Annotated in this window: 12 protein-coding genes; 6 read left to right on the forward strand and 6 right to left on the reverse strand. The window is 72.2% G+C overall.

What is annotated here, in order from left to right; all coding sequences use genetic code 11:
* Positions 1-60: 60 nt before the first annotated feature.
* The 3 genes from O4U47_RS10355 to O4U47_RS10365 all read right to left on the reverse strand — a co-directional run bounded on the left by O4U47_RS10355 (position 61) and on the right by O4U47_RS10365 (position 2,145).
* Positions 61-744: a maleylpyruvate isomerase N-terminal domain-containing protein gene (locus O4U47_RS10355; protein ID WP_270677523.1), complete on the reverse strand. Its 684-nt coding sequence runs from the start codon at positions 742-744 to the stop codon at positions 61-63.
* Between the two features lie 88 nt (positions 745-832).
* Complete coding sequence (locus tag O4U47_RS10360) at positions 833-2,008, reverse strand: methyltransferase domain-containing protein (RefSeq protein WP_270677524.1); 1,176 nt, start codon at positions 2,006-2,008, stop codon at positions 833-835.
* On the reverse strand, positions 2,005-2,145 hold the full coding sequence (locus tag O4U47_RS10365; RefSeq protein ID WP_270677526.1) for a hypothetical protein: 141 nt from the start codon (positions 2,143-2,145) through the stop codon (positions 2,005-2,007). Before O4U47_RS10365 ends, O4U47_RS10360 begins: the two co-directional genes overlap by 4 nt.
* Positions 2,146-2,340: 195 nt before the next feature.
* Between O4U47_RS10365 and O4U47_RS10370 the strand changes: the two genes are divergently transcribed.
* The 5 genes from O4U47_RS10370 (at position 2,341) to O4U47_RS10390 (ending at position 5,765) form a co-directional block, all read left to right on the forward strand.
* Complete coding sequence (locus tag O4U47_RS10370; protein ID WP_270677527.1) at positions 2,341-2,568, forward strand: hypothetical protein; 228 nt, start codon at positions 2,341-2,343, stop codon at positions 2,566-2,568.
* Between the two features lie 156 nt (positions 2,569-2,724).
* Positions 2,725-3,570, forward strand: coding sequence for an SAM-dependent methyltransferase (locus tag O4U47_RS10375; protein WP_270677528.1), 846 nt, complete (start codon positions 2,725-2,727; stop codon positions 3,568-3,570).
* Between the two features lie 105 nt (positions 3,571-3,675).
* Positions 3,676-4,989 carry a purple acid phosphatase family protein gene (locus O4U47_RS10380; RefSeq protein ID WP_270677529.1) on the forward strand — a complete coding sequence of 438 codons (1,314 nt, stop codon included), beginning with the start codon at positions 3,676-3,678 and terminating at the stop codon, positions 4,987-4,989.
* A 141-nt stretch (positions 4,990-5,130) separates the two neighbouring features.
* Positions 5,131-5,541, forward strand: a complete 411-nt coding sequence (locus O4U47_RS10385) for a hypothetical protein (RefSeq protein ID WP_270677530.1) — start codon at positions 5,131-5,133, stop codon at positions 5,539-5,541.
* A gap of 2 nt (positions 5,542-5,543) precedes the next feature.
* Positions 5,544-5,765, forward strand: coding sequence for a helix-turn-helix transcriptional regulator (locus O4U47_RS10390; RefSeq protein ID WP_270677650.1), 222 nt, complete (start codon positions 5,544-5,546; stop codon positions 5,763-5,765).
* Here the strand turns inward: O4U47_RS10390 and O4U47_RS10395 are convergent.
* The 3 genes from O4U47_RS10395 to O4U47_RS10405 all read right to left on the reverse strand — a co-directional run bounded on the left by O4U47_RS10395 (position 5,747) and on the right by O4U47_RS10405 (position 9,957).
* Positions 5,747-6,430: a DUF4386 domain-containing protein gene (locus O4U47_RS10395; protein ID WP_270677531.1), complete on the reverse strand. Its 684-nt coding sequence runs from the start codon at positions 6,428-6,430 to the stop codon at positions 5,747-5,749. The two genes, O4U47_RS10390 and O4U47_RS10395, sit on opposite strands and share 19 nt — an antisense overlap.
* A 276-nt stretch (positions 6,431-6,706) precedes the next feature.
* Entirely contained in the window at positions 6,707-7,999 is a 1,293-nt protein-coding gene (locus O4U47_RS10400) for a hemolysin family protein (RefSeq protein WP_270677532.1), read from the reverse strand.
* 167 nt (positions 8,000-8,166) lie between these two features.
* Positions 8,167-9,957, reverse strand: a complete 1,791-nt coding sequence (locus O4U47_RS10405) for a stealth family protein (RefSeq protein ID WP_270677533.1) — start codon at positions 9,955-9,957, stop codon at positions 8,167-8,169.
* 389 nt (positions 9,958-10,346) lie between these two features.
* On the opposite strand from O4U47_RS10405, the gene O4U47_RS10410 reads away from it, so the two are divergent.
* Complete coding sequence (locus tag O4U47_RS10410) at positions 10,347-13,766, forward strand: LamG-like jellyroll fold domain-containing protein (RefSeq protein WP_270677534.1); 3,420 nt, start codon at positions 10,347-10,349, stop codon at positions 13,764-13,766.
* Positions 13,767-13,812 lie beyond the last annotated feature (46 nt).

Consider the following 13,812-nt stretch of genomic DNA (forward strand, 5'->3'; position numbering starts at 1 on the left):
CCCGGCGCAGCGAGCGTCGTCCTGGTGGTCGCGAGCCGAAAATGATCCGAGAAACACGCCCTAAGGCCGAGGGGTGCCGTCCCACCGCCATCCGGTCCGACGCGGCCGCCCCGGCAGGTCGGCGCGACCGGTCGCCCACAGCAGCGTGCCCCATGGCCCGGACTCCGTGCCGTCGCCAGGCACCGGCACGTCGGGGAACAGACGCGCGAGCACCCGGGCGCACAGGTCCGGCGGGGGCTCCCACTCCAGCCCGAGCCCCTGCGCCAGGTCGTGCGTGTGCACCAGGGTCTCCACGACCCCCATGGCGGCGAAGCCCTCCGGGTCCGAGACGCCGAAGGGGTGGTAGGCGCGTGTCCGGGGAGAGGCCGTGCGCACCATGGCGGCCAGCAGCGCGCCGCTCGCCTCCAGCGCCTGCAGGAGGCCGGCGGCCCCGGCCTCGCGCCCGACGCGGATGGTGGTCTCCGGGCCGCCGGGCCGCCGACTCGCGTAGGTGATCGGCACCTCGCCCTCCACCGGCGGATTCCGGGGGCCGAGCTGTACCGCGTAGGCGAACAGGTCGTCGCTGAGGTGCTCGACGGTCTCCCAGCAGTCCCAGTCCACCGGGCCGGCGTTGCGGCCCCACCCGTCGGCGGGCGCCCCGTGGAGCGCGTCCACGGCGAGCCGGACGGCGCGGTCGAGGTCGTCGGCGGTGACCGGGCCAGGGGAGGCGGGGGAGCCGGGTGAGTCTGCAGTCGTTCCGGGCATCGCACGACCGTACCGCGCGGGAGAACCGGTGCCCCCCCATCGGTTTCCGGCCGTTCTCCGGCCGCGACCGCGGGCGGCCGGGGAACGGTCACGGCGCCAGAACCCGCTCCGGGGTGTCCACCCACAGGGTCTGGGCGCCGTCGGCGCCGACCGTCAGCCCGAGCCGCTCCCGCCCCGGGCGCCCCGCCCGCCGCCACACGTCCCAGGCGCGTCCGACCTCCTCCCACAGGTCCCTCGGTCCGCAGGCGAGCGTCTCCCACTCGGTGCGGTCCGGCTCGTATTCGCCCAGCGCCCATGACCCGCCGGCCGTGCCGCGGTCGTAGACGAACACGCTCGCCTCGCCCGAGGAGTCCTCGGCCTCGGAGGACGCGAAATCGACACCGGGGACCAGGTGCCCGGCCACCAGGCGCCATCCCTCGTCCCGGTGGGCGATCCACCGGGGGTTGGTGCGGGTGCCACCGGGCCGCGCGGCCGGGTCGTCCTCGTCGACGAACCGCGACCACTCGTCCACCGGGTGGGCCGAGCGGTGCGCGCGCAGCATCATGAACGCGGCCGTCCCCAGAAAGCGCCCGCTCGCCGTACCGTCGCCGAGCACCTCCAGCCGGAGCAGGGACCCGGGAGCGAACCAGGTCGACCACGGCGTCACCACCGTGCCTCCCGGCCGGGTCTGCTCGATCCAGGCGGGGGGCACCCAGTGCACCGCGACCGTGGACAGTACACGGTCGAACGGGGCGCGCTCCGGCACCCCCGCCTCCCCGTCGCCGGTGACCAGGAACGGTTTGAACCCCTGCCCTTCCAGCGTCGCCCTCGCGCGGGCGGCGACGCCGGTATCGACCTCGATCGACGTGACCGCCTCGTCGCCGAGCCGGGTCGCCAGCAGGGCGGTGTTCCAGCCGGTGCCCGTGCCGATCTCCAGCACGGTGTCGCCCTCTCGAGCCCCGGTGGCCTGGAGCATGGCCACCACCAGGGACGGCTGGGAGACGCTGGAGGTCGGAAGCCGCCCCCAACCGTCCCCGCCTGCGGGGACGCCGTCGTCCACCTGGGTGACCAGCGCGAGATCGGAGTCCACCCAGCGCGCGTGGTCCGGGTCCTCCCGGGTGACGGGGACGTTCCAGCCGGGGTGCTCCTTGGAGCCGACCCAGACCGTGTCCGGGACGAACGGCCCCCGGCCGACGGCCAGGACCGCACGGTGCCAGGCCGGGTCGGTGATCACGCCGCGGGCGGTGAGTTCACGCGCCAGTCCGGCGCCGGGGCGACCCGTCACCGTTCGGGCTTCTCTCCGTCGGGGCCCGATTCGGGGAAGCGCTCCGCGCCGTGGTCGTTCGGCTTGTCGCCGTCCGTTCCCGCGCTCCCGCCCGACCCGCCGTCCCCGGGGGTGTCCTGGTCCGCGTGCTTGGCCATCCGGCCCCTCCGTTCGCGCCGCCCCGCCGCATCGAAGGTAACCCGGCGGTCGCCCTGCGTCACGACCATGGCCGGAAACGGCCGGTGGGCTGCGACGACCCGGAAAACCCGGCTGGGTGGCAACCCCTACCCGGCCGCCGTTCGTCTTCCCAAGCACAGATCCTCGCCGAAGGTCCCGTCCTCCGGAGGTGCGGCATGTCCGTCGAGCCCTACTCGGTCCAGTTGGACGCGGGCAACGGCCACTGGGTGATCAAGTCCGGTACCCGCAGCCTCGTCCCCCGGCCGCGCGGGGCCCCGCGGTACGAGTACGCGCCGACGGTGACCCTGAGGTGCTGCAACTGCTCCTGGGAGCACCGGGACGTCCCCCACGATCTGGTCGAGGACCTCTTCGACCGGCACGCGGAGGACGTGGCCGAGGCCTGAGCGCCCCCTGCTCGCGCACCGCGCCCCCGCGTGCGTCCCGCGCGCCATGGCCGGAGTCGGCCGCCCCGGAGGGCCGGACGTCCCATCCGCCGATCGCCGGGAGTCCCTAGGCTGCCCGGGACCGCCGTCATGCCCCCGACCGGAACGGACCCCCTCATGACCGACGTTCCCGCGTGGATGAAACCCGACTCCGACACCGTCGGCACGCCGGGCCGCGTTCCGGCCGGGATCGACACCTCCGTCTCGCACCCGGCCCGCATCTGGGACTACTGGCTCGGAGGCAAGGACAACTTCGCCGCCGACCGGGAGACGGGCGACCAAGTCCTGGAGGCCATCCCGGACATGGCGGCCAACGCCCGCGCCGACCGGGCGTTCCTCGCGCGCGCCGTGCGCCGCATGGCGGCCGAGCACGGCATCGGCCAGTTCCTCGACATCGGTACGGGGATCCCCGGGCCCGGCAACACGCACGAGATCGCCCGCCAGGTCGACCCGGACGCGCGCGTGGTCTACGTCGACAACGACCCGGTCGTGCTGGCCCACGCCAGCGCCCTCATGGCCGACGGCGCCCCGGGGGCCACCGACTACGTCCACGCCGACCTGCGCGAGCCCGGAACGGTGCTGGACGGGGCGCGCCGCACGCTGGACCTGGACCGCCCCGTCGGGGTGATGTTCCTGGCGGTACTGGAGTTCGTCCCCGACAACGAGCAGGCCAAGGGGATCATCGACGCGGTCATGGCCGCCGTGCCCGCGGGAAGCCTCCTGGCGCTGTCCCTGAGCACGACCGAGGTGCGCAAGGAGAACGCCGAGGAGGGCGCCCGCATCTGGAACGAGAGCGGCTCCACGCCGCTGCTGCTGCGCACGGCCGCCGACATCGAGGCGATGTTCGCGGGGCTGGAGCTGCTCGACCCCGGTGTGGTGTCCTGCACCGACTGGCGGCCCGAGGGCATCGTCCGCCCGTCGGACCGGGTGGCCCAGTACTGCGGCCTGGCCCGCAAGGCCTGACGGGCACGCCGAGGAATCCGCCCCGTACCCGACTATTCACCACACGTTACCCATGGTTCCTTATCGTCACGGACGACCGCATCGCCCCCGTGTGGATGAGGAGCCATGGCCGGATCCCCCTTCCCCCGTACCTCCCGTGCGCCCCGAACCTCCCGCGCCCCGCGCGCCGCCCTGCACCGCGGGGCCGCCGTCGCCGCGGCCCTGACCTTCGCCGCCGCGGCCGCGCCCGCCCAGGCGGCCTCCGCGCCCGAGCGCACCACCCTGTCGCCGACCGCCGACCCCTCCACCTCCCAGACCGTCACCTGGCGGGCCGCCGACGACTACGCGCCCGTACTGGAGATCGCCCCCGCCTCGGCCCCCGACCAGGTGCGGCGCGTCGAGGGCGAGCGCACCGGCTCCACCGACGGCGTCCACTACCGCGCCACCGCCGACGGCCTCGAACCCGGCACCGACTACCGCTACCGGGTCGGCTCCGCCGAAGGCGGGGCGTTCGGCGACTGGCTGGCCTTCGAGACCGCCGCCGACGGGCCCGACCCCTTCCGCTTCCTCTACTTCGGCGACGTGCAGAACGACATCACCGGCGGCGCCGCGCCCACCATCGAGGCCGCCCTGGCCGACGCCCCCGACGCCGAGCTCGCCGTGCACGCCGGGGACCTGGTGAACTCCGGCGGGTCCGACGCCGAATGGGGCGAGTGGTTCGGCGCGTTCGGCCAGGACGCCACCGGGAGCATGAACCAGGTCACCGCCCCGGGCAACCACGAGTACTCCGGGTGGAGCATCACCGACCACTGGGGCCTGCAGTTCCCGGGCGCCGGAAACGGCCCCGATGACGACGACCTGGAGGACACCGTCTACTACACCGACCACCAGGGCGTGCGGTTCGTGGTGCTCAACTCCAACTACCGCAACGCCCCGTGGTTCGACACGAAGGACTGGCTGGAGGACCAGCAGTACTGGCTGCGCGGGGTGCTGGAGGACAACCCGAACCCCTGGACCGTGGTCACCTTCCACCACCCGGTCTTCTCCAACTCGCCGACCCGGGACAACGGGCGGTTGCGCGACATGTGGCTGGAGGTCTTCGAGGAGTACGACGTCGACCTGGTGCTCCAGGGCCACGACCACGGCTACGGCCGCGGCAACCTGGTCGACAACCGCACCGGCGACCCCGACGTGCAGACCGGGCCCGTCTACGCGGTCGCGGTGACCGGGCCGAAGATGTACGGGGTCAGCGACGCCAACTGGACGGACAACGGCGCCGAGGCGCGGGTGCAGCGCGAGGAGGCGCAGACCTACCAGATCGTCGAGGTCGACGGCTCGCGCCTGGACTACGTCTCCAAGACCCGCGAGGGCGAGATCGTCGACCGCTTCCACATCACCAAGGGCGGCGACGGCAAGCGGGTCACCGACGACCTGCCGTAGCCGTCGGCCGTCCGCGTGGGGGCCGGGGCGGGTCCCTCCCTGACCCGGCCCCCGCGGTTATGTCAAAAATAGTTGACAATCCCGCCGCTCCGTGCTTTGGTGGCGCCTCCGGCCGAGGGGAAAGACGATCGGGAGGCGGCCATGCCCTACGGGGAGCGGCGCACGTGGGCCTACCTCGCGACCGCGCTCGTCATCCCCGTGGGCTACCTCCTGGTGCTCCTCGTCGGGCCGGGCGGCCTCTCCGCCTCGGCCGACGGGGCCTTCCAGGCGCCGCTGCTGGCCGCCGTCGGCGCGGGGATCGTCGCCAACATGTTCTTCGTCCGGCCGCCGCGCAAGGGGCGGGACCGCCGCGACGAGCGGGACGCCGAGATCGACCGCAGAGGGGAGCGCGTCGGCTTCATCGTGCTGGGGGCGGCGATGGTCGTCCCGTTCGCCCTGGTGATGGCCGAAGCCGCGTACTTCTGGGCCGCCCACGCCATGTACCTCGCCTATGTGGCGTCGGCCGTGGTGTCGTCGGCGGTGAAGCTCGTGCTCTACCGGCGGGGGCTGTGACCATGGGCAAGCCCACCAAGGTGACCAACCGGATCCGTGACCTGCGGTTCGCCAACGGCCGGATGACCCAGGCCGAGCTGGCGGACCGCATCGAGGTGACCCGCCAGACGGTCATCGCGATCGAGCAGGGGCGCTATTCGCCGTCGCTGGAGACGGCCTTCCAGATCGCGCGGGTCTTCGGTGTGCGGATCGACGACGTGTTCGCCTACCCCGACGGTGAGTGAGCCCGGGCGGGCAGGACGACGCGGGGACCCCTGGTGAGCAGCCAGACGATGAGGGCGAGCTCGCCGACGAAGGTGAACAGCGCCGCTGGGACGGCGTAGCCGCTGAACAGGATGGGCCCCAGCGCGTCGGCGAGGTACCCGAGGCCGGCCGCGGCCAGGAGCACGCCGAACGCCGAGTGGATGAAGTCCGCCTTGACGGCGAGCCAGCCGACGGCGAGCAGGTGGACGCCGAAGACGCCGAGGCCCAGACCCCAGACGGAGGCGAAGGCCTCGGTGGCCGCGAGCACGCGTTCCGGGTCGTCGAGGTGGTCCAGCGCCAGCGCGAGGTGTCCGGTCGAGGCCGCCAGGACGGCGGCGTAGGCGACCCTGAACCACGCCGCCGCGGTCGCCACGGCGCGGTTCACGCCCTCGAACAGTGCGTACAGGGCGGCGGCGACGACGATGTCGAGCACGGCGACGGTCGCCAGGGCCGCCACACCCGCGCGGAAGAGGGACTCCGACGCGGCGATGTCGGCGGCGGTGCGGGCGGCGTCACCGGGGGTGACGAGCCCTTGGAGCACGACGACGCCGCCCAAGGCGCCGAGGACGCCCATGAGGATCAGGGCGACCCCGGCCGTGAGCGACGGGGCGCGCAAGGTCCGGGGGGAAGAGGGAGGTGCGTCCATGTGAAGCCTCCTCAGGCAGGGGCGGGGGGTACGCTCAATGTAAAGCATCATTGACATGATGTCCAAGATTTTTTACATAACCGCCCGTGTCCGGCCCCGGCCGCCACCTGGCTCCGGTCAGGACGAGGGAGAAGGGGAAGTACTCCTCCAGGAGGTCCCGCACCGCGGCGCCGATCCCCTCTCCGCGCTCCGGCCAGTTCGCGGTGCTCGACTCCGACGGCCGCAATGCCCCGTCCTTCGACACGGATCACCGGCCGGAGGACGACGAACCGCCGGTCACCCCGCCGGGGCCCGCCCCGGGCCGGGGCCGCGCACTTCGACGAGGCGGGTGCGGTTGCCGCTCATCTGCACGACGCGCAGGACGTGCCCGTCCACCGTCACCGAGTCGCCCTCCTGGGGGATCCGCCCCAGGCGGTGCATCACCAGTCCGCCCACCGTCTCGTACGGCCCCTCGGGCAGGGGGAAGCCCGCCTGCTCGGCGAACTCCTCCAGCCGCAGGCCGGCGTCGTAGGTCCCCGAGCCGTCCTCGGCACCGGAGGGCGGCCCGGGGACGTCGTACTCGTCGTGGATCTCGCCGACCAGCTCCTCGACGAGGTCCTCCAGCGTGACGATGCCGTCGGTGCCCCCGTACTCGTTGACGACCACGGCGATGTGGGTGCGCCGGTCCCGCATGAGGCTCAGGGCCGACAGGGTGAGGTTGGTCGCGGGCAGCGCCACGATCGGCCGCATGATGTCGCGCAGGCGCCCGCCGCGGCCCAGGTTCACGAAGAGGTCGCGGATGTGGAGGAACCCGACGATGTCGTCGATGTCCTCGCCCTTGAGCGGGTAGCGGGAGTACGGCCGGTCGGCCACCCGGTCGGCGGCCTCGGCGATGCCCATGCCGGCGTCGAGGAACTCCACCTCCACACGCGGCCGCATCACCTCGTGCACCGACCGGTCCGCGGCCTGGAAGACGTCGGCCACGATCTCCCGCTCGTCCGTGGCCAGATCCGCGCTGGTGGTCACCATGTCCCGCAGCTCCTCGCGGGTGACGTCCTCGCTCTTGGCGGAGGGGTCGCCGCCGAAGAGCCGGACCACCGCGTCGGTGGAGACCGACAGCAGCCAGATGACCGGGCGCATCGCGGTCGCGAACCTGTCCAGGGGCGGCGCCACCACCAGGGCGATCCCCGCCGCCTGCTGGAGGGCGAAGCGCTTGGGCGCCAGTTCGCCGAGGACCAGCGACAGGTAGGCGACGAAGAGGGTCAGCACGACCAGGGCGACCCCGTCGGCGAGCGCCGGGGCCAGGCCCGCCTCCACGAGCAGGGGCGCGAAGTCCGGTGCCAGGGTCGACGCGCCGTAGGCGGCCGAGAAGAACCCGGTCACGGTGACGCCGATCTGCACGGCGGACAGGAACCGGTTGGGGTCGCGGGCCAGTGCCGCGACCCTGGCGCCCCGGCGTCCGCGCCGCTCAAGCTGTCGGATCTGGCTCTCCCGCAGCGAGACCAGCGCCAGCTCGGTCCCGGCGAACACGCCTCCCAGAAGGACGAACGCCAGTACCAGTCCGAAGTTGACCAGCGTGTCGATGTCCATCAGTGCAGCCCGCCCTGGCCATGGTGCGCGGTCGTCGTACCAGGCTAAGGCGGCGCTCCCCGCCGTGGACCGACGGACGCCCCGGCGTGTCGGCCCCTCCGGCACCGCGGCACTGCGACACCGCGGCGGCGCGGGGGCCGGTCACGCGGCCCGCGCCGCCGCTCCTGCTACGACCCCTTCTTCTCCCAGGGGGAGGGGAAGGGGAAGTACTCCTCAAGGAAGCCGCGCACCATGGCGTCGATCTCCTCTCTGCGCTCCGGGGGCGTGTCCACGTCGTTGAGGCAGAAGAAGTCGTGTCCGCGCCGGGTGCGCAGCTCCTCCAACCGCTCCGGGGCGTCGTCGGTCGCCACGTCGACGTAGCGCAGCCGGTAGTCGGCCGGGACCCCCCGCCCGGTGAGCAGGGCGTGGTGGTGGTGCAGCGTCGCGCCCATCCCGACGTCGCCGGTCGACCGGAAGCGCGAGGCCGCCGTCGCCGCCACCTCCTCGGCGAACGTCTTCTCCAGCTCGCCCATGACCTCGCGGATCTGCGGGTGCGGGACGTGCTTGAACTTGTTGGTGATGAACCGCCCGTGCTCGGCCTCCAGAAGCCTGCGGACGTTCTTGCCCGCCGAGTTGGGCGCGGGCTCCTCCGGGTGCGGCTCGCCGAGGCCGAACTGGAAGGGGGAGAACGGGAGCCGGGCGATGCCGTTGGCGTGGAAGAAGTCCTCGGCGGCCGCCGCCCGGCCGAAGAAGACGTCGTCGTTCAGGTACAGGTAGCGCTCGCTGAGCCCGGGGATGTGGTGCAGCTGCGTCCCGATGGCGTGGGAGTTGAACACCGGCAGCACCGAGGGGTCGGCGAAGATCTCCCGGTGGTCGACGACGGTCACCCCGCTCGCCGAGGTGTCCAGCCAGTGCGGTGTCTGGCGGTCGGTGACGATGTGGACGTGCCGGATGAACGGGGCGTAGGTGTGCAGTGACCGGAGCGCGTACCTGAGCTCGTCGCGGTCGGTGTACCGGGAGGCACCGGTCTCGCGGGCCGCGATCTCCCCGGTCCCCCCGCGGTGCCGCTCGCGTTCGGCCGCGAGCACGGGGTCGTCGCCGTCGACCCAGGTGAACACGGCGTCGACGGGGAAGTCGACCCGGTCGGGGCGCGGGCGGGTGAACGGCGCGAAGGGGGGGTGCTCGCGGCCGTCCACCAGCGTGGTCGCCGGGATCCGCTGGCCGGTGGGCAGGACGTCGGCGACCTGGTTGCGCCGCGGCGCGACCCAGGAGTCGGCCAGGACGTCCTCGGGCGCCTGGACGCGCAGCCGGGCGTACTTCTCCGTGTACGCCTCATCGGCCGAGAACTCCTCTCCGTCGCGCCAGAACTCCACGTCGCACCCGTGTTCCAGGCCCGAGAGGAGCTGGCCGTCCGGGCCGAGGAGATGGCGGCCGAAGCGGATCACGGCGCTCTTCTTGACTCCGGAGGGAAGCGCCCCCTCGGCGTAGAGGGCGGGACCGGCGGCGAGCGTGCCGCCCGGGGCGGGCTTGGCGGCATAGACGGAGGCGGCGCCGTACAGCGCGCGCATGGCCTCCAGGAAGGCCTTCTTGTCCGCGCGGCGCAGCCCCACCACGTGGCGGGTGCGCGAGCGGCCGGGCACGAGGAAGTAGTCGGCGCCGGCCCGGACGGCGGCCTCGGTGACCAGGCGGAGGTTGTGCGCGGAGGCGTCGCGGGAGGTGAAGGCGTCGACGGTCCGGCCGATCAGCTCCTGCCCGTCGGGGCCGGCGAAGGCGCGGAGGCGCTCGTCGGAGGCCAGCAGCGCGCGGCGCTTGAGGGCGATGCGCTCGGCGCGCTCCCGCTCTTCGGCGGCCTTGCGCTCGGCCCGCTTGCGCTCTGCGGCCTCCTCGCGCTCGCGGCGGCGCTCCTCTTCGATGCGGGTCCGGACGGTGGGCGGGAGGAGGTGCTTCCCTGCTCTTCTGATGCGCGCTTTGGCGCCCATGCGGCGCTCCTTCCGGAGGCGGAGCGGGGGACGCCTCGACGTTTCACCTGTTCACCCGGAAACCGGGCATGATTGCTGTGGCCTGCGAAGATGCGGCCAACCAGACGGTACGTCGCGCAAGTAAAGAGGGCATAACGGACATAACAAGACGATTGCGGGCGTGGCCGGACGCGGACACAGGATTCCCAGACAAGCCGCGGGAAACCTGAACGGATTCTCAGGTTCGCAGGACAGGGTGTCGCTAACTGTCAGGAAAGTTTTCTGTGTGATTCGGGTCACGTGTTGCGGTCGTCTGTGGGGCGTGTCTACGTTTACCCGCGTTTTATGCACGGCCTGCCGCACCCGCTCCAGGTGGGCTCATCCCCCGACCCTGGAACAGGTGTGTCCGAATGCTGTCCGGAAAGCCTGCGGGCGCCGCGGCACTGGGCCTGCTGCTGACCACGTCGCTGCTGGCCGCCCCGGCCTCGGCCGAGCCGAGCGACCTCTCCCCGGAGGAGGAGCAGGCCGCCGAGCAGGCCGCCTCCTCAGGCGAGCGCGTGGAGATCGAGGCCTTCACCGACGAGACCACCCAGGTCTTCGCCGAGCCCGACGGCTCGTTCACCATGGAGAGCTCCCCGGTCCCGCAGCGCGTCCGCGCCGACGACGGGTGGGCGCCGGTCGACACCGACCTGGTCACGACCGGTGACGGAACGGTGCGCCCCAAGGCGTCGGCGGCCGAGGTCGCCTTCTCCGGCGGCGGCGACGGCGCGCCGATGGCCCGGGTGGGGATCGGCTCCAACGCCGTCGAGCTGGACTGGCCCGAGCCGCTGCCCGAACCCGAGCTGGAGGGCGCCCAGGCCACCTACCCGGAGGTGCTGCCGGGCGTGGACCTGGTGCTCACCGCCTCGGTGGACGGGTTCAACCAGGTGCTCGCGGTCAAGACCCGCGAGGCAGCCGAGCAGGACGCGCTCGCCCAGGTGGAGATGGCCCTGGCCACCCAGGGCGTCACCATGCGCGAGGACACGGCGGGCAACCTGAGCGCGGTCGGCGACAACGGCGGCGAGCAGGTGTTCACCGCGCCGGCCCCGGAGATGTGGGACTCCTCGGGCAGCGAGGAGATGAGCACCCAAGAGCAGGCCGTCGCCCCCAAGGCCGGGGCGCGGGTCGAGCAGGTCGAGGCCGAGGTGGAGGTCGACCGGCTGCGCCTGACGCCTGATGCGGACATGCTGGCCGACGAGGCGACGGAGTTCCCCGTCTACATCGACCCGTCGGTGTCGGTGGCGCGCCACTCGTGGGCGTACGTGAACAAGCGCTTTCCGTCGACGAGCTACTACAACTCCTCCGACTCCGACACCGGGGTGGGCTATGAGCCGCAGTACGGCAACACCAAGCGCGCGTTCTGGCGGTTCAAGGTCTACGAGCGCACCAAGAAGTCCGGGACGGTCATCGACTCGGCGACCATGCGCTTCGAGGTCTCGCACGGGTTCGCCTGCACGGACGCCACCTTCGAGTTGTGGCGCACCCGGTACCTGAAGTCCAGCGCGACCTGGAACGACCAGCCGGAGAAGCTGACCAAGCAGGACGAGGTCAACGTCGACATCGGCCGACCGCAGTGCGGGGGCGAGGGCGTGGAGTTCGACGCCACGCAGGCGTACGAGTCGGCGGCCGCCTCGGACAACCAGACGGTGACCTACGGGCTGTTCGGCAACGAGAGCACGTCGGGGAGCAACTGGGACTGGCGGCGCTTCAAGAAGGACCCCAAGCTGGTCGTCCGGTACAACAACAAGCCGTCCCAGCCTTCGACCTCGAAGATGTCGGACTCGCTGGGCGGGGTGTGCTCGACCGACCCCGAGAACCCGCGGCTGATCAACTCCACTTCGCCGGTGCTGCGCGCCTACGTGCGCGACTACGACACCAAGTTCGCCTCGCAGAAGCTCCTGACGCGTTTCGCGTGGTGGATCAACGACACGGGGGACCGGCTGGGACAGGCGGACGCCTCCTACGCCGATCCCAAGCCGTATCCGGACGGGATCTACCGCAGCGCCACCGCGAAGGACCTTCCTGAGGGCGAACTGCTCTCCTACCGGGCGGTGGTCTACGACGGGCAGCACTGGGGGGCGTGGTCGGACCCGTGCTGGATCGAGGTCGACACCTCGGCACCGGACACCGGTCCGGCGGTGGCCTCTGAGGACTACCCGGAGAGCGACGAGGCCGTCGCAGGTGTCGGGCGTCCGGGCGACTTCACCTTCTCGGCCAACGGGGTCGAGGATGCGGCCGCCTATCACTACAGCGTCAACGACGCCTCCTGCTCCACCACGGTGGAACTCGACGAGGCCGGGGCGGATGCGACGGTGACCATCACGCCGCGCGACTCGGGCCCCAACCTGATCCACGCGCGCACCGTCGATGCGCACGGCAACTCGTCCGGGTGCGTGCTGGTGCACACCTTCACCGTCGCGCCGCCGAGCAACCCGGTCGCCCACTTCACCTTCGACGAGGGCAGCGGCGACACGGCGGCCGACAGCATCGGCGACGGGCGCACCGCCCAGGTGTCGGGCGGCGTGGAGTGGACGCGCGGCCGTGTGGGCGAGCGGCACGAGCTGGAGGGCGCGGCGATCGCCACCGACGGGGCCGGGGGCCACATGGCCACCGACGGCCCGGTGGTGGACACTTCGGGCGCGTTCAGCGTCTCGGCGTGGGTGCGGCTGGACGACAAGAACGGCAATGCCACCGCGGTCAGCCAGGACGGAAGCGTGCACAGCTCCTTCTTCCTCGGCTACCAGTCCACCTACGGCTACGACAACTGGGTCCTCAAGCTCCCGCCGTCGGACGAGACGGGGGCCTCCGGGTGGACACGCGCGGTCTCGGACGAACCGGCGCGGGTCGGCGTATGGACCCACCTGCTGGGAGTGGTCGACCCGGAGACCAGTGAAGCCGTTCTCTATGTCGACGGCGTGCGCCAGGAGACCACAGAGACCATCGCCCAGCCGTGGAACGGCACGGGAGACCTGGTGTTCGGTCGGGGCAAGTTCGAGGGCGGGGCGGCCGAGCTCTGGCCCGGCGCCGTCGACGACGTGCGCGTGTGGGACCGGGTCGTCATCGGCGTCCGGCCCACCGACGCCCCCGAGGAGCGCTCGGAGCCGTGGCTTCTGGCCAACCAAGTGGCCCTTGAGGGGCGCTGGAAGCTGGACGAGACCGAGGGGACCACGGCCGCCGACTCTTCTGACCACGGGTTGGACGCCACCCTGCACGGCGACCCGGCCACCGTGTGGCCGGAGGGCGGCGACGGCGCCACGCTCAACGGTCAGGACGAGCGCTTGACCACTGATGGCCCTGCGATCCGCACGGACCGCAGCTTCTCCGTGGCCGCCTGGGTGCGCCTGGACGAGACCGGCACCAACTCCACGGCCCTGTCTCAGGACGGGCAGGCGCACTCGGGCTTCTACCTCGGCCATCAGAACACCTACGACTGGGACCAGTGGGTGCTCAAGATGGCCCCCTCCGATGAGATCGGCGCCTCGGGCTGGTCGCGTGCGCTCTCGGAAGAAGCCCCCGAGCTGGGCACCTGGACGCATTTGGCAGCCACGTACGACCACACCGGTGGGCGGATGACGCTCTACCTCAACGGAACCGAGGTCGGCACGGACGTGCAGGAGACGCCCTGGCACGCCGACGGCTCCCTGGTCATCGGCGCCGCCCGGTTCGAGGAACAGCTGACCGGCGCCTGGAACGGCGACATCGACGACGTCCACGTCTACCAAGGCGTGCTCGAAGAGAGGGAGGTCCAGGCCATCGCCGACGGGTTCCTCCCATCTCCGAGCAGTCTCTGACCCCGAGCCCGCGACCCCCTTGAGGTATCCCCGGCACTTCGGCCGC

Origin of the sequence: Nocardiopsis suaedae, from assembly GCF_027706745.1 — a bacterium.
Taxonomy (GTDB): Bacteria; Actinomycetota; Actinomycetes; order Streptosporangiales; family Streptosporangiaceae; genus Nocardiopsis_A; species Nocardiopsis_A suaedae.